This is a genomic window from Pedobacter sp., from assembly GCF_045628745.1.
Lineage (GTDB): Bacteria > Bacteroidota > Bacteroidia > Sphingobacteriales > Sphingobacteriaceae > Pedobacter.
In genome coordinates this window covers 1-21,223 of record NZ_JAZQPU010000134.1, presented here as the reverse complement: position 1 = coordinate 21,223, position 21,223 = coordinate 1, and the positions used below count along the sequence as shown (strand labels likewise).

General features: G+C 40.7%; 19 protein-coding genes and 1 tRNA gene. 10 read left to right on the top strand and 10 right to left on the bottom strand.

Going from position 1 to position 21,223, the window contains the following annotated elements; translation table 11 throughout:
* The 5 genes from ACR2F7_RS05600 to ligD form a co-directional block, all read left to right on the top strand.
* The coding region (locus tag ACR2F7_RS05600) for an acyl carrier protein (RefSeq protein ID WP_432712601.1) at nucleotides 1-265 on the top strand (265 nt) is incomplete at its 5' end.
* Nucleotides 266-315: 50 nt separating this feature from the next.
* Nucleotides 316-684, top strand: a complete 369-nt coding sequence (locus ACR2F7_RS05595) for a hypothetical protein (protein WP_432712600.1) — start codon at nucleotides 316-318, stop codon at nucleotides 682-684.
* Between the two features lie 148 nt (nucleotides 685-832).
* Entirely contained in the window at nucleotides 833-3,139 is a 2,307-nt protein-coding gene (locus tag ACR2F7_RS05590; protein WP_432712599.1) for a TonB-dependent receptor domain-containing protein, read from the top strand.
* 44 nt (nucleotides 3,140-3,183) lie between these two features.
* Complete coding sequence (locus ACR2F7_RS05585; RefSeq protein ID WP_432712598.1) at nucleotides 3,184-4,437, top strand: hypothetical protein; 1,254 nt, start codon at nucleotides 3,184-3,186, stop codon at nucleotides 4,435-4,437.
* Nucleotides 4,438-4,508: 71 nt separating this feature from the next.
* Nucleotides 4,509-7,190 carry a DNA ligase D gene (ligD, locus tag ACR2F7_RS05580; RefSeq protein ID WP_432712602.1) on the top strand — a complete coding sequence of 894 codons (2,682 nt, stop codon included), beginning with the start codon at nucleotides 4,509-4,511 and terminating at the stop codon, nucleotides 7,188-7,190.
* On the opposite strand, the gene ACR2F7_RS05575 is transcribed toward ligD, so the two are convergent.
* Both ACR2F7_RS05575 and ACR2F7_RS05570 read right to left on the bottom strand, forming a co-directional pair.
* The gene (locus tag ACR2F7_RS05575; protein WP_432712597.1) at nucleotides 7,176-9,089 is read right to left on the bottom strand and encodes a PAS domain S-box protein; all 1,914 of its coding nucleotides are present in this window, start codon (nucleotides 9,087-9,089) and stop codon (nucleotides 7,176-7,178) included. The genes ligD and ACR2F7_RS05575 overlap by 15 nt on opposite strands.
* Before the next feature lie 79 nt (nucleotides 9,090-9,168).
* The gene (locus ACR2F7_RS05570; RefSeq protein WP_432712596.1) at nucleotides 9,169-9,966 is read right to left on the bottom strand and encodes an NIPSNAP family protein; all 798 of its coding nucleotides are present in this window, start codon (nucleotides 9,964-9,966) and stop codon (nucleotides 9,169-9,171) included.
* A gap of 98 nt (nucleotides 9,967-10,064) precedes the next feature.
* Here ACR2F7_RS05570 and ACR2F7_RS05565 point away from each other — a divergent pair, with 98 nt between their 5' ends.
* From ACR2F7_RS05565 to ACR2F7_RS05545, 5 genes are all read left to right on the top strand, one after another.
* The gene (locus ACR2F7_RS05565) at nucleotides 10,065-10,919 is read left to right on the top strand and encodes an ion transporter (RefSeq protein WP_432712595.1); all 855 of its coding nucleotides are present in this window, start codon (nucleotides 10,065-10,067) and stop codon (nucleotides 10,917-10,919) included.
* A 64-nt stretch (nucleotides 10,920-10,983) separates the two neighbouring features.
* Nucleotides 10,984-11,427 (top strand): hypothetical protein, encoded by a 444-nt coding sequence (locus tag ACR2F7_RS05560; protein ID WP_432712594.1) that lies wholly within the window; start codon nucleotides 10,984-10,986, stop codon nucleotides 11,425-11,427.
* Nucleotides 11,428-11,589: 162 nt separating this feature from the next.
* A tRNA-Leu gene (locus ACR2F7_RS05555) sits at nucleotides 11,590-11,671 on the top strand.
* Between the two features lie 82 nt (nucleotides 11,672-11,753).
* Nucleotides 11,754-12,992, top strand: coding sequence for a tyrosine-type recombinase/integrase (locus ACR2F7_RS05550; RefSeq protein WP_432712593.1), 1,239 nt, complete (start codon nucleotides 11,754-11,756; stop codon nucleotides 12,990-12,992).
* A 38-nt stretch (nucleotides 12,993-13,030) separates the two neighbouring features.
* A complete protein-coding gene (locus ACR2F7_RS05545) occupies nucleotides 13,031-13,633 on the top strand; it encodes a hypothetical protein (protein ID WP_432712592.1) in 603 nt (200 codons plus the stop codon).
* 192 nt (nucleotides 13,634-13,825) lie between these two features.
* Here the strand turns inward: ACR2F7_RS05545 and ACR2F7_RS05540 are convergent, their stop codons facing one another.
* From ACR2F7_RS05540 to ACR2F7_RS05505, 8 genes are all read right to left on the bottom strand, one after another.
* Nucleotides 13,826-14,623, bottom strand: a complete 798-nt coding sequence (locus ACR2F7_RS05540) for a hypothetical protein (protein ID WP_432712591.1) — start codon at nucleotides 14,621-14,623, stop codon at nucleotides 13,826-13,828.
* A gap of 1 nt (nucleotide 14,624) precedes the next feature.
* Nucleotides 14,625-14,948 (bottom strand): hypothetical protein, encoded by a 324-nt coding sequence (locus ACR2F7_RS05535; protein WP_432712590.1) that lies wholly within the window; start codon nucleotides 14,946-14,948, stop codon nucleotides 14,625-14,627.
* Between the two features lie 9 nt (nucleotides 14,949-14,957).
* On the bottom strand, nucleotides 14,958-15,596 hold the full coding sequence (locus tag ACR2F7_RS05530) for a glycoside hydrolase family protein (protein ID WP_432712589.1): 639 nt from the start codon (nucleotides 15,594-15,596) through the stop codon (nucleotides 14,958-14,960).
* Between the two features lie 87 nt (nucleotides 15,597-15,683).
* Nucleotides 15,684-18,956 (bottom strand): hypothetical protein, encoded by a 3,273-nt coding sequence (locus ACR2F7_RS05525; RefSeq protein WP_432712588.1) that lies wholly within the window; start codon nucleotides 18,954-18,956, stop codon nucleotides 15,684-15,686.
* A gap of 1 nt (nucleotide 18,957) precedes the next feature.
* The gene (locus tag ACR2F7_RS05520; protein ID WP_432712587.1) at nucleotides 18,958-19,908 is read right to left on the bottom strand and encodes a hypothetical protein; all 951 of its coding nucleotides are present in this window, start codon (nucleotides 19,906-19,908) and stop codon (nucleotides 18,958-18,960) included.
* 6 nt (nucleotides 19,909-19,914) lie between these two features.
* Nucleotides 19,915-20,379 carry a hypothetical protein gene (locus ACR2F7_RS05515; RefSeq protein WP_432712586.1) on the bottom strand — a complete coding sequence of 155 codons (465 nt, stop codon included), beginning with the start codon at nucleotides 20,377-20,379 and terminating at the stop codon, nucleotides 19,915-19,917.
* Nucleotides 20,380-20,381: 2 nt separating this feature from the next.
* Nucleotides 20,382-21,038, bottom strand: a complete 657-nt coding sequence (locus tag ACR2F7_RS05510; protein ID WP_432712585.1) for a phage tail protein I — start codon at nucleotides 21,036-21,038, stop codon at nucleotides 20,382-20,384.
* Nucleotides 21,031-21,223, bottom strand: a 193-nt coding sequence (locus ACR2F7_RS05505; protein WP_432712584.1) for a hypothetical protein, incomplete at its 5' end; no start/stop codon positions are given. The genes ACR2F7_RS05505 and ACR2F7_RS05510, both read right to left, overlap by 8 nt.

Genomic DNA, 21,223 nt, shown 5'->3' with positions numbered 1-21,223 from the left:
TATGATAGAGAGAAATCTTGTTTTGAGTCATCTGAATATTATATTCAGAGATGTGTTAGCTGATGAAAATCTCATTTTGTCGGACGAGACCACTGCGGCTGATGTAGAGAATTGGAATTCCCTGAGCCATATTCAGCTGGTAGTGGCTATAGAAAAGTTATTTAAAATTCGTTTTTCAGCTAAAGAGATCAAAAGCTGGACGAATGTAGGCGATATGGTAACGTGTATACAAGGTAAGAAATCCAGATCGGCAATCTTTAATTAATTTTTTAAAATATTATAGGATCAGCCTAAAAGTACCCTACCTTTGTAGTCATGTTTCGGAGCTATATAGCCTTTCTATTGATATGTACCATCATATCTGCGAGTTTCAGCAGGTACTTTGTATATGCAGGCTATGAGTTTAACAAAAATTACATCGTAAGCACGCTCTGTGAAAACCGCGATAAGCCGGTGATGCAATGTAATGGTAAATGTTATTTAGCAAAGAAATTGAAGCAAGAGGCTGAAAAAGAGAAAAACCAGGAACAGCAGTCTAAAAAGACACAGTTTCAGGAAGCCTTTTTTACAGAGAATTTTGTGATTTATATTCCTTTGGTAACCATTAAAAGTTTAAGGACTACAGAGCTTCCCTTTGCCCTTCCAAAATACGCTGCGGTCATCTTCCAGCCCCCACAAGTATAGTTTTTTCCTTATCTGCTGAATATGCCTTTACAGGTGTAATGGATGCCTTGTATCCTTTACATTCAGGCAGTTCGCCTTGTTATTTCCCGGTTTCAACGACTACGGAAGCTACTTTGCTATGCATTGCGATCCGTAACATATTTTAAAAATGAACTACAAATACGCATTCTTCTTAGCGCTAGGCTTTGCCATGCTGCTATTAGATAGTAACGCACAAACGCCGCTGCTTAGCGGTCATATTTACGATTCACAAACCCGCCAACCTTTGGCTGGGGCTGTGATTCAAACCCTTAATAAGGAACCGCTGACCAAAACCGATTCCCGGGGTTATTTTGAAGTCAGCAAGGCGCTGGCCATGCCTGAGGTAAAAGTAACCTTGCAGGGTTATATTTCACAAATTGTGGGCATCAGCCAAGCCATTAGTGAACTTAATATCCAGCTGGAAGCAGATGGTATTTACCTGAATGAGGTTCGGGTAGGCAGTTATAATGGCAACAAAAGCAATAAAGAAACGGCCGGAGCGGTAGCGGTCATCACCACCAGGGATATTTCTCGTGGTACTGGAGTTTCGCTGCAGCCCGCTTTAAATGCTATTCCAGGGGTTAGAATGGAGCAAAGTACCCTTTCTGAAGCCCGCATTTCCATTCGTGGTAATGGCGTAAGGTCTTCCTTCGGCATCCGCAATGTAAAAGTATATGTCAATGAAATTCCTGTAACCGAGGCAGACGGTACCACCCGTATTGAAGCGCTCGATATCAATAGCATTGGTCGTGCAGAGGTCATCAAAGGCCCGGCTTCCAGCATTTATGGTGCTGGCACCGCCGGTGTCATCAATTTTCAGCTGCAGCGTTCGCCCTACCAGGAGCAAAGTTTAGAAGTTTCTGGCTTAACAGGTGCTTATGGTTTAAACAGGCTGGCTACTACTTATCGCAATGGGGGCGACAAGGTTAACAGTTATGTTTCTTATGGATGGCATGAATATGATGGTTACAGACAGCACAGCAATGATATGCGCAGGTTTATGACAGGGAACTTCCAGCTTTTTCCCAGCGACAAGCGCATCATCTCCCTGCTCATTAACCGCACCACACAGCATTCACAAATTCCCGGTGCATTGACACAGGCAGAGTATGATGCTGATCCCCTGCAGGCTAATGCCACTAACTTAGACAAAGCGGCAGCGAGATATCAAAACTGGACACGCATAGGTGTGGGGCAGCAGTATTTATTTAACGAACATTTTTCTAATCAAACCAGTGTTTTTACTTATTTCTACGACCTTGATCATCCACTTCCTTATGCCTACATTAGAAACACCTACCAAAGTTATGGAGGTAGAACCCGCTTTAGCTACAACCCTGACTTTGCTCATTTCGCAACCCGTTTTACAGTCGGCGCTGAGTATAACCAGGGATTGACCAAAGGCAGCCAATATGTAAATAACAAAGGGGTAGAGGGGGCTATCAATTCCACTATTGACTATCAAAATACACAATATTCTTTATTCTATCAATCAGAAACATCGTTGAGTGCCCATACTTTATTAACACTTGGCATCAGTTTCAACAGTTTGAATTATGATGTGCACGATTACTTGAAGCCCAGTCAAACAGGGGTTAAAAAGTTCAATCCAGAGGCTACGCCAAGGCTGGCTCTGAGTCATCATTTTAGTGATGCACTGAGTTTACACGGCAGTATCAGCTCCGGTTTTTCTCCACCATCGAGTTCAGAAATCAAAAATATCGATGGTTCTATCAACCCTTCATTACAGGCAGAAAAGGCCATCAATTACGAGGTCAACGCCAAAGGGAACTTATTTAAATCAAGGCTTGCTTATGATTTAGCTTTGTTCAAAATGGATATGAAAGGCGAGTTGATTGGCCAATCGGTGGCACAGGGCATCACCATTTATAACAATTCGGGCAAAACAAGCCATAATGGGGTGGAACTTGCGTTATCCTACCAGGGGCTGAAAGCTGAGGACGGTAAATTCATCAGCATGCTTCGTCCTTTTGCAGCGCTTACTTATGCTGACTTTAAATTTAAAGATTATAAAACGCTGAATGCACAAAATGAAGTGACCGCTATTTATGATGGCAATCCATTAACTGGCATAGCACCCTGGGTTTTAAATGCAGGACTGGATATTGAAACTACAAATGGAATTTATTTTTATGGAAGCTATTTCTATTCAGACAAGCTATCCTTAAATGATGCCAATACGGCACAACACCCTGCCTATAGTGTGGTAAATGCTAAACTGGGCTATAAGAAAAGAATAGCCAGGCAATTTGAAATTAACCTTTATGCGGGTTTAGATAATATGCTGAATGAAAAGTACAGCTCTATTGTCTCCCTTAATGCTGTAGGTTTTGGGGCAGTTGCTCCAGCTTATTTTAATCCATCGCCCGGAAGAAATGGTTATGGCGGATTGAATTTTAAATGGTTGTTCTAAGCAAGAATAGCTTATTGAACTTTATTAAAAACAAATGTAAATTGATGAAACCTATTATATTACTCTTCATTGCAGCGCTTGGCGTTGCCATTTTACCTTCCTGCAAAGAAAAGCAGGATGCTCCTGAAATTCAACTGCTGTCAACGGGAGAAAATGAGGCCTTAGGTGCCTATTTCACAAAGGATCATCGTGGAAATGCGGTGCTTTGCTGGTCGGAGAAAAGCGCAGCAGACTCCCTGTACTGCTTAAAATATGCCATCTATAATGCCGAAAAGGAAAGCTTTGAGTTGCCTGTAACTGTTGCGGGTTCAATAGGCTTAAGTACGGCAGCAGAGAGCATGGGTAAAATTGCTTTCAAGGGTGATGGCACTGTAATGGCTATTTTTGGTAAACGCTTTACCAAGGAGAAAAACCCTTATGCAGGAGCCACTTATTATACTTTCTCTACAGATGAAGGCAAGAGCTGGACAAAAGCTGCTTTTCTTCATAGCGATACTTCACATACGGTGGGTCGTAGCTTTTTTGACCTGACCACACTCAAAGATGGCGAAATGGCGGCTGTTTGGCTGGATGGCCGTTATGGAAAGTCCATTAAAGGATCTGCACTATTCTTTGCCAGAACTGCAAAAGGAAAGGGTTTTGCTGCTGATGTTTGTATAGATAAGGGAACCTGTGAATGTTGCCGCACAAATTTAGTGAGCGATACACAGGGCAATCTACACCTTGCTTACCGCAAGATTCTTTATTCCAGAGATTTGATGGGAAAACAAGTCCGCGACATGGTCTATAGCACTTCTAAAGATAATGGGCTTAGCTTTTCTAAAGCAATACCCATCAGTAATGATAACTGGCAGATAGAGGGTTGTCCACATTCTGGTCCTTCACTAGCCTTAACTGATAAGTCTGTGCAAAGCGTATGGTTTACCGCAGGTGGCGTTCCAGGCATCTATTTCACAGAGGCACAACTTGATTCCACTTTTAAAAAGAGGACTTTACTGAGTGCTGAAGGCAGACATCCTCAAATGAAGACCCTGCCTGAAGGTAAAATGGCTGTTGTTTATGAAGAAAATATGGGTGCAGTGCCTGAACACAGCATGCATCACCAAAATGCAGGTATGGCAAAAATTGTGCTTAGCCTAATTGATAAAGGACAGGCTAGGGAGCGTATTTCGCTGACCGATGGGCAATATGCAGACCACCATGCGGTATTAATACCGTTGAAAAAAGGCTTGCTGGTGGCATGGATCAGGGAAATGCATGGACAGTCGAAAATATACTTCAGCAAAATTACAAGTTAAGTGTGAGGCAAGAACTTACGCTAATTTAAACTTTTGGTTGTGCTCTATTGTTTAAGATGAAAACTTCTACAATGAGCCTGGAAAAATATGTCGCCAAGCGGGACTTTACGAAGACTGCTGAACCAAAATCTGGAAAAAGTAAAGATAAAGCACAACTGCGTTTTGTGATACAGAAACACGATGCCTCACGTTTGCATTATGATTTCCGACTGGAAATGGAGGGGGTGCTAAAAAGCTGGGCTGTGCCTAAAGGGCCTTCCCTGGATCCTAAAGTTAAACGCCTGGCAATGATGGTGGAAGACCATCCTTATGACTATAGAACTTTTGAAGGCATGATTCCAAAAGGGGAGTATGGCGGTGGTACCGTCATTGTATGGGATGAAGGATTTTATGAACCTATTGAGCCTGTTAAAGGCAAAAAGGCGCAGGAGAAACACCTGCTGGAGCAACTTAAGGCTGGCTCCCTGAAAATTATACTGCATGGTCATAAGCTGCAGGGAGAGTTTGCGCTGGTTAAAACACATGGCATGGGGGAAAATGGCTGGCTGCTGATTAAACATAAAGATGAGTTTGCCGATACAAAAGACATTACCAAAGAAGGTAAATCTGTCATTTCCGGGGAAACCATAGAAAGCATGACCAAGGAAATGACCAAGGACAAAACTAAGGTGAAAGCTGTTGAAAAGTCCACTAATATAGCGGAGCCTGCAGAGAAAATAAAATCGCCAAAAAAAGAAGCTGAGGCAACTCCCGATGCTAAGGACTTGTTGAAGAAAGCGCCGAAAGCTGCTTTCCCTAAAATCATGAAGCCCATGCTGGCCACTTTGGTAGATGCGCCATTTGATGATCCTGACTGGCAATATGAGGTGAAATGGGACGGCTATCGCGCCCTTGCCTATGTGAATAAAGGAAACGTGGAGCTGGTTTCACGCAACCAAAAGACCTTTAATGAAAAGTTTTACCCTATCTACCAGGCTTTATCAGACATGAAGGTCAATGCTGTTTTTGATGGTGAAATTTTAGTGTTGGATGACAAAGGCCGGTCCAACTTCAGCGACTTACAGAATTGGCGCAGTGAAGCAGATGGGGAGCTTGTTTATTACGTTTTTGACTTGCTTTATTATGAGGGCAAAAATTTAATGGATATGCCTTTAAGGGAAAGGCAGGCTGTTTTAAGTGCGGTCTTCCCCACTGACGATGAGCGGCTGCGCCTCAGCAAGGTTTTCCGAGCCAGTGGTATAGATTTCTTCAAGGCGGCAGAACGAATGGGCCTCGAGGGCATCATCGCCAAAAAGAGTAACAGCACCTATTCGCCAAACAATCGCTCTAAAGAGTGGCTTAAAGTTAAAGTCAGCAAAAGACAGGAAGTGGTTATTGGTGGCTTTACGCTGAATAAAGATACCGGTAAACAATTCAGTTCTCTTTTATTGGGGGTATACGATCAGGGGGTATTTACCTATGTGGGGAAAGTTGGTACAGGTTTTTCCGACCAGCTGCAAAAGGAGATGATGGCTGAGTTTAAGCCTTTGATTATCGATAAAAGTCCTTTTGAAACCGAGCCAGATGTTAACCAGCCATCACGTTTCAGGCCAAACCCACCAAAAGCAACCGCTACCTGGCTAAAACCTGTACTGGTTTGTGAAGTGGCCTTCAGTGAGGTTACCAAAGATGGGGTTTTCCGTCATCCTTCTTTTCAAGGGATGCGGATTGATAAAAATGCCAATGAGGTACTGAGGGAAACACCCGAAGAAACCGTCGCTATTGTGCAGGAAGAAGAAGACCATCACCAGGTAATTACTCCGCCCAAGGCATCAGGTAGAAAAACACTGCTTAACCCAAAGGAAGAAACACAGGTTAAAAAGGTTTGCGGCCATGACTTGAAGTTCAGTAATTTAAGTAAAATTTACTGGCCGGAACATAAGGTTACCAAAAGAGATATGTTCAACTATTATTACCAGGTGGCAGACTTTATCCTTCCATATTTAAAAGATCGTCCAATGTCATTAAACCGCTTTCCGGGAGGTATTCATGGACCTAGTTTTTACCAGAAAGATGTGAAGGATAAAGCACCCGACTGGGCAAAAACTTTCCCTTACCAGACGAGTGATGGCGAAGAAAAGGAATACTTAGTAGGGGCTGATGAGGCTACCTTATTATGGATGGCCTCCCTGGGCTGTATTGAAATGAACCCATGGTTTAGTCGTGTTCAATCACCTGATAACCCTGATTATTGTGTCATTGACCTTGACCCTGATCAGAATACTTTCGACCAGGTGATAGAAGCGGCGCTGGAAGTGAAGAAAATTCTGGATGCCATAGATGTGCCTTGTTATTGTAAAACCTCTGGATCTACAGGTATTCATATTTATATACCCCTGGCTGCAAAATATACCTATGACCAATCGCAGTTGTTTGCCCGGATCATTGTCAATATAGTGCATAAAAACCTCCCTGACTATACCAGTTTGGAGCGCATGATTGCCAACAGGAAAGGGAAAATGTACCTGGACTTTTTGCAGAACCGTCCGGGGGCAACAATTGCAGGTCCCTATTCTTTGAGGCCTAAAGTTGGAGCTACGGTATCTATGCCGCTGCATTGGGAAGAAGTAAAGCCAGGACTAAAGATGCAGGACTTTAATATTTTCAATGCTGTAGATCGCTTAAAAGTGGAAGGAGACTTATTTAAAGGTGTTTTAGGTGCAGGCATAGATTTGGAAGATGCCATTAAAAAGGCAAAATCAATTTTCGGTTAATGATTTGGTGTGGGCAGCAAAAGGAATGGTAAAATAAAAGGTGCTGCCCACACCTGGCATACTGTCTACCCACAGCTGACCACCACTTTTAATCACAAACTCATGGCATAGGTTCAGCCCTAAGCCCGTGCCTTTTTCGCCTGAAGTACCAAAGGTAGAGTAATTCTCGTTTTTATTACACAGCTTGCTGATATGTTCTTTAGACATGCCAATGCCATTATCGCTGATGGAGAACTGTACGCCTGTTGCTATAGTTTCGGCTTTGATTTTAATAAGGCCATTGTAATTGGTGAATTTGATGGCATTGGTCAATAAATTACGAAAAATAGCGTCTAACATCCCCCGGTCGGCATAAATGCGAGAGCAATTTCCATTTTCAAAACTGATAGCTATGTTCTTTTTTTTAGCCAGTGGTTTAACGGTTAACAAAGATTTTTCTATATGACTGCTGAGTTCTGCAATTTCTACAGGTTGAATAGTCATAGATTCAAATTGAACTTTCGCCCATGACAATAAGTCTTCCAGCAGGTTATTTGCATTAGAAAGTTCCTGTTTCATTTGCGACAAGTACTGGTGCAACTCATCTGGTGGGGTGGATTTAAAATCCATTAACGTTAAATCTAACAATTGCAGACTTCCTGATATTGGGTTTCTTAGGTCGTGGCCAATGATTGATAGTAATTTGCTTTTCTGCTGGTTGGAGGCCGTTAACTCTGTATTGAGGTTTTTTAGTGCATTTTCCTGGAGCTTTCTGGTCGTTACATCTCTCATGCTGCCTTCAATGCCTATAAAAACACCATCCTCAAACATCAGGTGTGCATTTACAGAGGCGTAACGCAATACATGGTCGCTTGTTTTTAAGCGTACTTCAAAGTCTATAACAGAACCTTTCTCTTTTAATGCGGTTAAAATTTTATCCCTGTCTTGTTTGTAATAATAGAAATCATCAACAGGCTTGCCGATGATAAAATCCCGTGCATAACCTGAGTGGTTTTCTATGGATGGACTGATCTCTATTATATTGTGCTGTTCATCAGTTCTATAAAAGACATCCTGCACGTTCTCAAAAATGGTGCGGTATTTTTTTTCACTTAATAATAAGTTGTTTTCAATCTCTTTCCGCTTGGTGATATCCTCAATCTGAGAAATTAAATGCAGTCTCTTGCCATTGCGGTCGGTCAGCATCGTTGCTGAAATGATGACCCAAATCAGGGATCCGTTTTTATGGATATAACGTTTCTCTACTTTTAGATTGTCCATGATTCTGCTTGAAAAATCTCCGAGGATGTTATGGCTTTTCTTGAGATCCTCCTTGTACGTGATTTCAAGAACATTATGTCCTTTGAGCTCTTTTTCTGTATAGCCCAGAATCTCGGATAAGCTTTTATTGATTCTTTCCCATTCGCCCTCTGGACTAATTATAGCCATGCCGATCAATGAATGTTCAAAAGCTTGCTTGAACTGTGTTTCGCTTTGGTATAAGTGCTCTTCTAGTTGTTTTCTTTGGCTAATTTCAAAACTCATGGTACCCGCCATGTGCTGTGCTGAGTCCGTGATGTCTTCCACGGTAAACATTAAACCACCAATATTGCCACCTTCCTCATTCCATGATTGAATTTGCCATGCCAGCCATTTAATTATTCCATCTGCAGCTTCCCATTCGTATGGCTCACATTTTTGGTCATTGCCTGCTAAACAAGCAGCAACAGTATGCTGGAAGCTTTCTTTCCTATCTGGAAAAAAAGAATAGTGTGAGGTACCAATCAGCAATTTATCTTCACAATGAAAAAAAGACCTCCATTGTGCTGATGTGGCAAGGTAGCACATGTTTAAATCAACTATTGCAATGGCGATGGGAGTTTTGGAAATGATATGGTTTAAGGCAGAAGATAAACTCATTATTCTTATTTAAGATAGAGGCTTTAAAGTGATAAAATCAAATATAATCAAATGTTAGGGTTTGCACTTAAATTCAATTTTAAAAATCAGAATAGGAGGTCGGGGTTAAAAAAATTGCATCTAACCGCTTCATGTTGTTTTGATATTTTGGCAAGGCAGAAATCGTTTTCCATTTAGGATCATTGCCAAAAGTTTTCCAATGGGCATCTCTGGAAGCTTTATCGCTGTAGGCAGTCATATACATAAGGTTGGGCATACGACTTCCGGCAATAACTTCGCCGTAAAATACAGGATGACTACCGATCCGTTCAAAGATTTCCATTTCATCGTCGTTAAACATCTGCACTTTATTTTGATGAAGTTTCTCCGATGCACTTTCATAACTGCGCAATTCGTAAATGCGCTGTTCTTTCGGACCACTTAAACCTGGCTTTTTTAACCGTGGCATCATAGAAAATGCTTCCATTAAAACAACTTCCTTACGGCTATAAGGGGCATCATCAAATTTGGCATTGATGTAATCGGCACCTTTTTCTGTTAAAATGCCATCTTTGGCCAGTGTCTTTTGAAGCTCATGGTATTGTTGTAAAGATTGGTATGGAATCAACATATAAATACGTCGATCAGCTGCGGTATCAATATTTGCTATCTTAAAGACACCGACGGTTGGAATACCCTTTCGGTGCAGGGCGGGAAGGTAAGCTTCGGATAGGTATTTGTCAATCCTGTTTTCCTGTGTTTTATCATTAATATGATAAATTACCAATTGATAGATAGAACGGTCTAACTTTTGCGCAGACAAGGATTTTGGGAGCAGGAGGGATTGCAGTACAATCATGCAGACCATCAGTCGGAAAGGAATAATCAGGAATTTCATAATTAAAGATTGGTTATTATAAAAATATTAAAAAAAATCAGGATTAGCGCTGTTCCAGCTGAAAAGCCATATATATATTATGTACGTTAGCGATCAACATGAGTATACAAACAGAGAAGACGATGAAGGTGAGGAAAAATGAAGCGTTAAGGAAAAAGATTTATACAGTAGTATTTGGATCTGATACACCCGGCGGCAGGCTTTTTGACCGCGTATTGCTCGTTCTTATTATATTGAGCATTTTATCGGTATTTTTAGAAAGTGTGGCAAGTTTAAGGGCCAAATACCTGTTGTATATCCTTATTGCCGAATGGCTATTTACGGCTATTTTTACCGTAGAATATATTTTAAGGATTTACAGTTCTGAAAAACCTGCAAAGTATATCTGGAGCTTTTATGGATTAATAGATCTTATAGCGGTCTTACCTGCTTATATCAGTTTGTTTTTTGGAGGTGCACATTACCTGGTGGTCGTTCGTGCTTTCCGCTTGTTAAGGGTCTTCAGGATTTTAAAACTGAGTCGTTTCCTCGACGAGGGCAATATTTTAAGAAGTGCCCTTCGGTCAAGCATGTATAAGATAACGGTATTTATTGCCAGTGTGATTACCCTTGTCACCATTGTTGGCACTTTGATGTATATTATTGAAGGAGATAAAAGTGGTTTTACCAGCATTCCAGTCTCTATATATTGGGCTATAGTTACGATTACGACCGTGGGCTATGGTGATATTTCTCCACAAAGTCCATTGGGCCAGTTTTTAGCCAGCATTCTGATGGTGATTGGTTATGGCATTATTGCGGTGCCTACAGGGATTGTTTCTGTGGAAATGGCCCGGGCGACAGATGAGGCCAGAAAAAAGTGCCCATATTGCAAAGCTTCTATCTACCCGGCATATGCCAGGTATTGTTCGAATTGTGGAAAGGAACTTACACAAGATGAAAATGCAGCATAGGATTTTCAGTAATAAATATATAAATTGAGATGAGATTACCGGGTTAAATAAAGCTGGATGTACCATGTTTGATGAACTAGAAAAATACGATAACAATGGCAATTTCTTTTTCCAGGCTACAGATAGCTTAGAAAAAGTGTGTACAGCACCTACCAACAAGTATGGCGTATTTTTAGTTTATGCCCTGCAAAAGGGAAAGGTTGAACTGATCTATATTGGTAAAACTGGTCTTGATGTTGGCAAACGCAAAGCTGCCGAACCTATAATTAAAGATGGCCTGAAGGAAAACCTGGTGGATGGTTTGCACTTTGATGAGACCAAAAGGAAGTATTGCTGGCCCGTGCAAATGTTGATTGAAGACATTGAAGTCTTACATATTCATTGGTATGTTACCTGGGATGGACAGTGTAAAGACCGTCCGAGGACGATGAAAATGAAATTATTAAAAATATACAAAAATATTTTCGGTGTTTTTCCACGATGGAATTCCCCTGCTGATTTGTGTTAATTTGATTGTATGAGTCTCGTTATCAGAACGCTGAAAAAACAGGGTTCCCTTTGGTTTTGTTTTTCAGATATTTTCTGGAAAAAATAATTCATAAATAATTGAAAAAGGATTTTGTCTTTTAAAAACTATCTCTATATTTGCAGTCCTAAACAACTCCTAACTGCGGATGTGGCGTAATTGGTAGCCGCACCAGACTTAGGATCTGGCGCTTCACGGCGTGGGGGTTCGAGTCCCTTCATCCGCACAATCCTCAAAAGCAGCTCATACGGGCTGCTTTTGTTTTGGATGGACACGCCACGGACACAATTAACCAAGTCATTAAGCGTATGAAACCGCCTTCCATTCCAAAGCTTAACAAAAATAATCCCAATCAATATTTTATTTACTGGAACCATGATGTGCCAGTTGAACTGTGGCATAAGTATCCACGCAAAAGGATGCGTATCAAGGTTATTGATGACATTAATGAATATCATGGCGAGGCAAAGGACACCCATGCAGAATTCAGACGCCAGGTATGGCAATACAATTTAGACAGCCTGCGTTACAATCCCTTTGAAGCAGAGCTGAACAGATTCCGTGAACTGCAGCAGAAAAAAGAAGTACTGACCGAACAGATAGAAGAACAGGTTGCCGTAAGCCAGGGCGAAAACAGGCATCTTTTTACCGTGGATAAATCCCTGCATGATTACATCAAAAGCAGGATTGCCCGTAAACTTGCTAAAACAAGCATCTCCGCTTACCAAGGTTGCGTGGACTGGATTAATGAGGGTTTAACATTTAATGGCCATGGAGCGGTTCCTATCGGCAAAATAAAATATACCCATCTTTCTGCAGCACTGGATTACATTGCCGAAGATCGGGAGTGGGTAGCCACTACCATCAACAAGGAAATTGAATTTATGGGCACCATTTTCAACTGGCTGGAAGTTGAAGACTACGTAGTCAAAAACCCCATCAGAGGAAAATTTGTTAAACTGCCTACCCAAAAAAGCAAACACCGTTGGTACAATAGGGAAATAGCCAAAACAGTTAAGGATGCAGTTAAAGCCGCAGGTAAGGATAAAGTATTCTATGCCATGCAATTTACCTACTGGCTGATGATCCGCTCCAAGAAGGAGCTCCAGGCGCTAACCATTGGAGATATTGACCGCACCTTAAAGCGCGTTCGCTTTTCTGCAGCACTATCTAAAAATAAAACTGAGCAATATCGAGATTACCCAGAAGAATTTGAAAAGGTATTGGATCGCTTAAAACTGGAGGGCCTTCCAAAGACCTGGTTTATTTTCGGGAAACTGGATGGTAGTCCGGGCCCAGCAAAATGTGGCCATAATTTCTTTTCTAAGCAGTTTAAGGTTGTTAAAGACCGGATAGGACTATCCCCGGACTTCACCATTTACGGTTGGAAACACACTAGGATTGTACATGAGCTGATGAAAGGAACCGATTGTAAGGAAATAAGCTACATGGCCAGGCACAGTGATTTTAAATCGACGAAAGACTATTTAAGGGATTATGATTTAACTCTAGAAAATATTTACGGACCTGAAGATTTAACATATTAATAACACTATATCAACTAAACTAAAAAAACAAATAAAACATGGACGTTCTCATTCATTGGTACAATTCTTATAAAATAATAAGTGACGTAGTCACCGGTCTAATTTCCTCCGGAATATTTTTGATTATATTGAGCCTACTAAAGCCAAACATCGAAATAAGCGATAAAATTTCTTTTATTTACACTAGACCAGGTACAGGAAGAAACGCGCCTAATCCGCCTAAGTACCGCTATTATTTTAAAATTGTAAACAATTCGATACTATTTAGGATTTATGATATTCAAGTAAGAGCGTGGAGCACCGAGACCAGACCATCCCAAAATTCAGACGATACTTACTTTAAAGAAATTGAATTGGTTAAAAATTACCAATGGGTTGTAAATCGACTTATGCCACTTCACTTATTTCAAAAAGTGTTTAATGGAGAGAGAAGACTGAAATATAGAACAGATTATGCTGCCCAATTCAATACTTGCGATAATTTAAAACAAATGATCGACAATGGACGTTCTATTACCATTGAAATTATTGCCAAGCATTCTTTGACAGGATTTACTCGAGTAAAATATCAAACCTATAAGCATTCAGGAGATATTATTAAAGGGAGCTTCTTAAGTGGAAACACCTGCAAAATAAAATAAACAATATTTACACTGTTATGTTGTTAATACAAGTTCTAAATTATACATTTATCCCATCAAATAATGGAAACCACTAATCACAATCATATGGACATCATCGTACAATAATGATTTATCCTTAATAGTTGAGGAATATCAACAACAAAAAAGCTTCACTTCGGTGAGGCTTTTTTTGTTGTTCAGCATCGGGTTTTAAAACCTAATCAAGTCATAGTTCACATTCACCGAGGGCCTCCAGTGCTCATAATCTGGATAATAAGTATAATTGCCCTGGAAACTAAACCTGCCAGCGTCAATGCGAGCTGCAGGACCATAGCCAACAACACCGGTTTGCGGGTTGTAATTTCCGCTTGCTTGAATCCTTAACCCAAAGGCTGGCTGCTTCTGTTCGAATTCCACGAAATCAGCACCGTTCACTTTATATATAGGGTTGTCAGAAGTAACAGCTAGAATGCTTTTCTTAGCTCCTAAGAACCACTTACGTTGCCAGTACTGTGTTGCTGATATTTTAACATCTGCTTTAAAGTCTGCCCTGGCGTTTGTATCAAGGTCATTTGGTGGAGTAAATTTAAGATCAAGGCCATTGCCAGAATAAGTATAGTAAGGACGGTTATATTGATCCAGTTGTTTTTTAAGTTTGAGGTTTTCAGCTTCAAGGCTGGATTTAACCACAAGGATTTGCTTAAGCTGCTTTGTACGTATATCAAGAGCCATTGCAGTTGTATCTATAATACCTTTTGTGCCTGCTGTAGACGCTGCCTGTTCAGGAGTTGCCTTGTGACCCGTAATGTCAAACAGAACTGTTGCAATGCCATTTTCGCCAACCTTACGGGCAATTACGTTAGCTTCAGTTTGAATCTGTTTAGAGACCGACGCTTTAGCTTTTGTGAGTTGATCAGCTTCTTTAGATTTATCCAGGTATTTAATTCCAATATAAACTATGCCTAAAGCTAAGGCCGCAATGATCAGATAAAATTTTATATTTTTCATATTATTTCTCCTTAACTATTTTTGTTGCTTTCTGACCTACCTTAGTTCTTATGGTACTGTCTAATTCTTTTTGATCTTGTGCCTGCTGAAGGATGATGCCATTTTTAATTAATAAGGCTGTTGTTAGTGCGTCTTTATCAGCTTTGTATTGGGCATTTTCCTTTCTCAACTCCACCTTTTCAGCCTCACAATTTGTGTTTACCTGGTTGGAGGAGTCCTTGAACATATATGCCACAAACCATAAAAGCGAAACGGCAACTATTAACGCATAGGTTACTGGTTGTTTGGCAATTTGATTGAAACTGATTTTAGGAATTTCTTGCATTTTATTATTCTATTTTAAATACTGTGCGCTGACATATCCTGTCAATTTATTATTGCAGATTAACACTTGTGCCCACCCGTTATTTTCTGTCAACACATTTACTTCAGTGCCTTTTGGTAGCACTGTAATTATTTTAGCTGCTGTAGATGGACTTTCTCTTAAATTGAGATCACTTGAGGTATACTTTGCTTTTACACCAACTACAGGCGTAGAATATAGCTTGTATTCTCGTTCTCTTCTGTCTAATAAAACAGGTTCATCACCGGCTTTATTCCAGGCTAAAAACCAAGGCTTAATTTTAGGATCACTAGGATTGCTCTTAACTAAACGAGCAACCGTACTTCCTAAAAAGCCACCTACGCCAATATTATAACAAAGGCTTACAAGTGCATCAAACTGATTTTGGTTAATGACGGTGGAACCTGTTGCCTTATTTACAGCAGCCTCATATTCTACAAGCGTATTATCCATTAAAGCCATGGCACGGTTTAAGGAAATTGGTTTATCAGTCATTTTAACTGGTGTTCCATCTTCATACCTGGTTGAGCCTATACCTATAGTAGGCTTGCCAACTTGATCTTTATAAGGATGAAGGACAATACCTTCTTCCTTGATTAATCTTTGCTTACCGTTTTGTGATGTTTTCATTATGTGTAGTTGAAAGACCGAAAATGATCCCAGCCCTATGTGTGAACCATTCCGATAGAGTGTACCGGAATGGAGGTCGATTAATAATTATTGTGGAATAAAAGTGTATTTAAAAAAAGAATACAGTAAGTACCCCCAGTGAGCATGAGCATTAGCATCAGGGTGAGTTTTTGGAAGCCATCCGTATGGTGTTTTAACCAGTTCACCATTTGGTAATGGAGTATTTCTGTATGCTGCAGAAATAGGTGGCATAGTAAAAAACATTGGGATAAAAAACACTCTATCAATATCCTCTGAGTAAGTAGTATCATTTAACCAATCATTGGTAAACTTCCACATCCTTTCATGCCTTCCTGGATCATCATCTGCATTATTCCAGGCATACATACTTTCTGGAGTGTTTGGGTATAAGCTTGGAAATATTGTGCCAGCCGTATCTGGTGGCGAAACTCCGACTGTCACGGCGCCCCATCCATTAGCGGCGTATTCGGCTTTAATTAATCCAACTAGGGTTTTCATTGTACCTAACCAGTCATAAGTAATCGAATCATTTGCCCCAGTTGCGAAAATGATGTGTGTTGGTCTGCAAACATCGTATGCGTTCACATCAGTAACAGCCGTTCCTTTTGCTGGATCATTCGCCGCTAACCTTACACCAGCATCAGTCATTGTTCTGTACTTATTAAGCCAGTTTGTAATAGAAAATGCAGAAGGTGAACTTCCGTTAAAAGTACCATCATTAAATATTTGAGACGTACTCATACCTGGGTAACCTTCACGACAGGTTCTTATTGTGTGATCTGCTCCTTTGTAATTAAAGGTTCTTGTATTTACATTATGACCTAAAAACAATATGTCGTGTTGACCAACCGGACTTCCTGCATCTAAAGAATCCTTTTTAAACAACTCTTTGCAGATTAAGTGATACACACCATCTCTTTGGTCCTCTGGTGTTGAAGCACCTACACCCTGAGTAACGCCTGAACCAATAGAGTCCACAATGATTAGCGCACGTGCAATAACCGATTTTACAGCTGAATTTAAGGTTGAAATATGCTCAATATTAAACACAGAGGAATCGGCATATCCTGTCCCCTTTACTTTAGTAGGAACCAGTGTTTTAAGTACATTCACACCGCCATTGTATTGACGGACGTTACTTCCATTTGTAGTTTTAATAGGGGATACAAATATTTTTCTATCTGTACCGTTGCCAAACCTCAAAGGAATTTCTTTTTTAAACCCTGTAAAAAAGTGATCTAAATATATAGCAGAAGCGAAGTTTCGGTTATTCCCATAATCAGCAGGCATAACATCATTGCACACGGTATAAACTCTTTTTGGGTAAATAAATTTAGGTATTGGTTTATTGTTATCCGAAGCAAACGAAATCCCCAATCCAGCTGCTCTAAGAAATTGAGTCCCTGCCGCCATTTTCTCTAAATAATCAATCGCCCCATCTCCTGTTGTTCCATCAGTACCCCAAACAAACCCGCCACTTGAAAAATCAGATTCAGGTTCCGCTGGTTTACCTAGATTAGGATCTGTATATCTGTAGACTAACCCCATTCTATCAGAATCATTCACTACGCTCCATGATATCTGAATAATATCTCCAGTGGTAAGTGTGATCGTATCTTGGAGATTAACAAAAAAGTCGAAATCAGAAGGAACCGAATTTGCTAATACTAATTCATTGTACTTAGCTATTTCTGAGGAAGGAATATCAAAAACGAAAGAATGTCCTAGAGAGGTAACAAAACTGGCTCTCATGGCGCCTGTAATAAAAGTTCCTGATTTGAAATCACGGCAAACAGGAAAAGAGAACGCAGAAATAGTTCTGGTATTCTGTAGCCTAAACCATTGTCTATACCATTTTTTATTATAGACTAAATCGGCAACTAAATCAGGTTTCGGGTCAACAATTTTATAAAAATCTGATGCTTGTTTAATTCTTTTGCTTACTGCATCAGCTTTTGCATTAACATTAAATACGCCTAATTCTAATGTGAAATCATAAATAAGGTTACTAAATTGTTGATTACTTGTGTATGCTCCACCAGCGACAAGCTTTACTGCTGATTTTGGTACCGTTAATTTAAACCTAGTAAAATGCTTAAACGTTGTTTGAGTAAGTTCATAAGATATAAATTTATTATCAATATCAAAATAAGCAATTCCCACAGCCCCAGTAGCAAAAAGTACTCCAGTGTAATAAAGTTGATCTCTATTGTCGTCTGTTAAGACTAACGACGCTCGTCTATAATTAACATCAGCACTTGTTAGGCCGCCCGTTGGGGTTATAAATCCAGGTTCTTTTACAAGTACTATTTTTGCAAAAGAATTTATCAAGCTTAATTTGACTTTATCTAACCCTTTTACGTCATTTTTATTTGCAGGGTTCAAAACACCCCTTTCTAATTTTGGAGCAACTAAGCCAGACCTTGTTGCCCCAACAAAAGCAATATTATCAGGTAAAACTAATAACTGTGAGGATACACTTTGAGCAGTGCTTGTGGCCGCTCCGAAATAAGATATCAACGACATGTTCTTATCAAAAAAAACAGCCATGGCTGCTGGAACTCCAGCTATATCAGTTGTTAAATATATTAGGTCATTCTTTGTGACTGGCGTCACTACACTGGTAAAACTTCCTCCAGATAATAAGCCAGTATTTTTATCATAATATCCAGAAAGTAAGTTAAGCCCCGTAACCGTTATTGGAATCGCATTGTCTGCGTTTATAGTAATGGCTTTAGGCGAAATTACTTCATTCTTATTGGGATAAGCGCTCAAATATTCAATCAAATTACCATCACCAAAACCACCTTTCCACCCATAAGTAACGTAATTTCCCGCAGTACCTATCTGTACTAACTTCCCATCCCTCAGATTTTTCCCATTCACAACCGTATTTAAAACTCCAGCATTTGCCGCAGCAACACTCGCATAAATAGCAAATTCCGGATCTTCCTTCTTTTTATAAGGAAGCAAATCATTCGGAATAATCTTTTTGCTCCAGGTTCCAGTAACCCCTTTAATAAGCTGCACATCACCTGCAGCAATATCAGCAGCACTAACAGTAAGTCCACCAAACAATGCATAAGTTCCTGTAGTGATCGCTTTATAAACATTGATATTTGCTACTGGAGCATCGTCAGGCGTGGCCCCAATTGCGCCTGCAGCAATATTTCCAATAGCTGAGTAGATATCGCTTGTATCCGAAGTAAATTCAATCGACTTACTTAAAATAATATTTAACTGAGCAGCCGTTAGCGCCTCCTTTTTTGGAGTGACCAGGTAGGTAGCAATGACCTCTTTTAAATCCTGTAAGTTGTGTATGTTATTAATATCAGCCATTTTATACTTTTATAAGGGGGATTAAACCAATGTTTTTAGGGCGGGTTTCCGAGCCACCGGTGCTTGACGTTTGGATGGTCCTGCCATTGCCATTTTGCTCCATAACTTGTCTGTCGTTGGCATTATCACTTCTTCCTGGATGATCATCAGGAGTAATAGTGTGGGAGTGGGATTTAAATTCATCCGCTTCATATCCACCGGGGTTTTCCAGGTTTCTTCCGAAAGTAATACCGGCTCCCAAATCAAGGCCCCTGATAAACATGGAGCGGAGATCAGGAATACGGAAGGTAGAAGAGCCATCGCCTGAAGAAAAGAAACCTTTATAATTTGCAATCGAATTCCAGTAATAATCAGAAACCAGACCACCAGACAAGACGCTTACATACTCCCAAAGGCGGGGGTATTCGGCCCTTGACAAAATAGCACCATTAGCTACAACGGTATTTGCTGCAACAGCATAGCCATATTCAAAACCACCAACTGCGGTGAAATTGCCTTTAGCTTCGAAGACCATCCAGGTGTTGCCCAACCAGATCAGCTCCAGGCTATCGCCGTTGCCCATGAATAACTTTTGGCGGGTGGTGGATCCAAGCAAAATATCATTCGCGGTACTGGTGATGCTGACCTGCTTGGCGACATTGTAGGCCACTAAGGAAACTTTGCTTCCGGCATCATCTGAAGAAAGGGCGGGAAGCGTACAATCAATAGATGCATTGCCAGGATTAATCACTACCAGTTTTAGAAAAACATCGGCTTTGGAAAGCGCTTTGCTTGCATTCACTAAAGTGATAGCAGCATAACCTTGCATGGTTTTTCTCAGCCACATGGTTCTTTCGGCCAATTGCTTAGTTGCTTTGTTTGATATCCCTTCTGATCCGCCAAGAACCAAATCGGATTGCTCCAGCAGGTAAATGTTTTCAACAAAGGTATTTGTACCTGTAAATTCTGCCATGATAAATTAGTTAATGGTAATCTTCCAGGATCCGACCAAACGAACCTCTGCTGTTTTAATGATGTCAGCACGAACCTTACGGGCGCACAAAACACCATCCTCATTGAGTAAACCAAACTCACGGATAGTCATGCCATTGGCATCGGGGCCATCAATAGACCAGGAGAAACGAACGGAGTTTGCCTCAGGGTAATCTACACTGGTGATCAGCTTACTGAATAAGCTGGTTAAAGTGGTATCTGCCAAAGTAGGGGTGGTGCCATTGGTACCGATGGCAATTTTTGAGATCTTCTTTCCGGAGGCATGGCCACCAAGAACTTTCGCAAGGTTAGTCTGGCCTAAAGTCACCACCAGGTTATTGTCAGCAAAGCGTTCCAATATTTCACCGGTACCAGCATTGAGCACCAATAGGCTAAATACACCAACAGCCTGTAAGCGATCCATCTCACCTTTATTTTTTTCTGCTTCCATTATTATACTGTTATAATTTCAACGGCCAGCACATCGCTGTCCTGACTGTAATTTCTTTCTCCGTTATAGGCCACCTGGCCATTGTATTTAAAGTTTCCACCTGCAAAGACCACATCACTTTCATCTACAGAGGCATTCTCATTGCTTTCATCGGTCAAGGAAACCGGATCATTACCAAGGTCAATTTGATAAGAAAGGTCAACCAGGTGACTTCTTACATTCTTGTACTCATTTACCATTTTCACCAGCTCATCAATAGCTGTTGCGCTGATGGTATTATCGCCACCATCCAGTTCAATGCGGAAAGTGGCCCAGCCGTTCTGCCCATCTTCAGCACCTTCTACCAAAACGGCATCAGGGTACCCGATGGTTTTTAAAGCTTCTTTGACCGCCCATACCGTACCGGCTCTTCGCTTCAATTCAATGGCTCTTTTGATCACCTCTCTTTGTTCAGCTTCCGTGGTGGCTAAGCGCATTCCTTTGTAGCCCAATACATCAAACTGTTTTGCCAGGAAAGGCAATGCCGCAGCGTCAACTGTATCAATGATGTAGATCAGCAGCTGGTCAATCTGAATACTGTCCAGGCGATGTTTAGCCAAAGTGTCAAAAGCCACAAAATGTGGAACATCCCTGATGGAACTGGCTAGGATATTACTCATCGCTGTAACCGGTTATATTGACCTTTACCAAATTGCAAAAGGCGACTTCACTTTGATCAACCACCACATCAGCTGCAGGACTAACTACATCTACACTGTACACATCGGAAAAGGAAGCAACAGCACTGATTCGGCTACGAACTATATCTTTACCCAGTTGTCTTTTTCTTTCCTCCGTATAAGCC

Coding starts and splice junctions, on each gene's coding strand:
- ACR2F7_RS05595 (WP_432712600.1), top strand. CDS start 316: ATGTTTCGGAGCTATATAGCCTTTCTATTGATATGTACCATCATATCT.
- ACR2F7_RS05575 (WP_432712597.1), bottom strand. CDS start 9,089: ATGAGTTTATCTTCTGCCTTAAACCATATCATTTCCAAAACTCCCATC.
- ACR2F7_RS05525 (WP_432712588.1), bottom strand. CDS start 18,956: ATGGCTGATATTAATAACATACACAACTTACAGGATTTAAAAGAGGTC.
- ACR2F7_RS05540 (WP_432712591.1), bottom strand. CDS start 14,623: ATGAAAAATATAAAATTTTATCTGATCATTGCGGCCTTAGCTTTAGGC.
- ACR2F7_RS05515 (WP_432712586.1), bottom strand. CDS start 20,379: ATGGAAGCAGAAAAAAATAAAGGTGAGATGGATCGCTTACAGGCTGTT.
- ACR2F7_RS05520 (WP_432712587.1), bottom strand. CDS start 19,908: ATGGCAGAATTTACAGGTACAAATACCTTTGTTGAAAACATTTACCTG.
- ligD (WP_432712602.1), top strand. CDS start 4,509: ATGAGCCTGGAAAAATATGTCGCCAAGCGGGACTTTACGAAGACTGCT.
- ACR2F7_RS05565 (WP_432712595.1), top strand. CDS start 10,065: ATGAGTATACAAACAGAGAAGACGATGAAGGTGAGGAAAAATGAAGCG.
- ACR2F7_RS05560 (WP_432712594.1), top strand. CDS start 10,984: ATGTTTGATGAACTAGAAAAATACGATAACAATGGCAATTTCTTTTTC.
- ACR2F7_RS05510 (WP_432712585.1), bottom strand. CDS start 21,038: ATGAGTAATATCCTAGCCAGTTCCATCAGGGATGTTCCACATTTTGTG.
- ACR2F7_RS05530 (WP_432712589.1), bottom strand. CDS start 15,596: ATGAAAACATCACAAAACGGTAAGCAAAGATTAATCAAGGAAGAAGGT.
- ACR2F7_RS05535 (WP_432712590.1), bottom strand. CDS start 14,948: ATGCAAGAAATTCCTAAAATCAGTTTCAATCAAATTGCCAAACAACCA.
- ACR2F7_RS05590 (WP_432712599.1), top strand. CDS start 833: ATGAACTACAAATACGCATTCTTCTTAGCGCTAGGCTTTGCCATGCTG.
- ACR2F7_RS05570 (WP_432712596.1), bottom strand. CDS start 9,966: ATGAAATTCCTGATTATTCCTTTCCGACTGATGGTCTGCATGATTGTA.
- ACR2F7_RS05545 (WP_432712592.1), top strand. CDS start 13,031: ATGGACGTTCTCATTCATTGGTACAATTCTTATAAAATAATAAGTGAC.
- ACR2F7_RS05550 (WP_432712593.1), top strand. CDS start 11,754: ATGAAACCGCCTTCCATTCCAAAGCTTAACAAAAATAATCCCAATCAA.
- ACR2F7_RS05585 (WP_432712598.1), top strand. CDS start 3,184: ATGAAACCTATTATATTACTCTTCATTGCAGCGCTTGGCGTTGCCATT.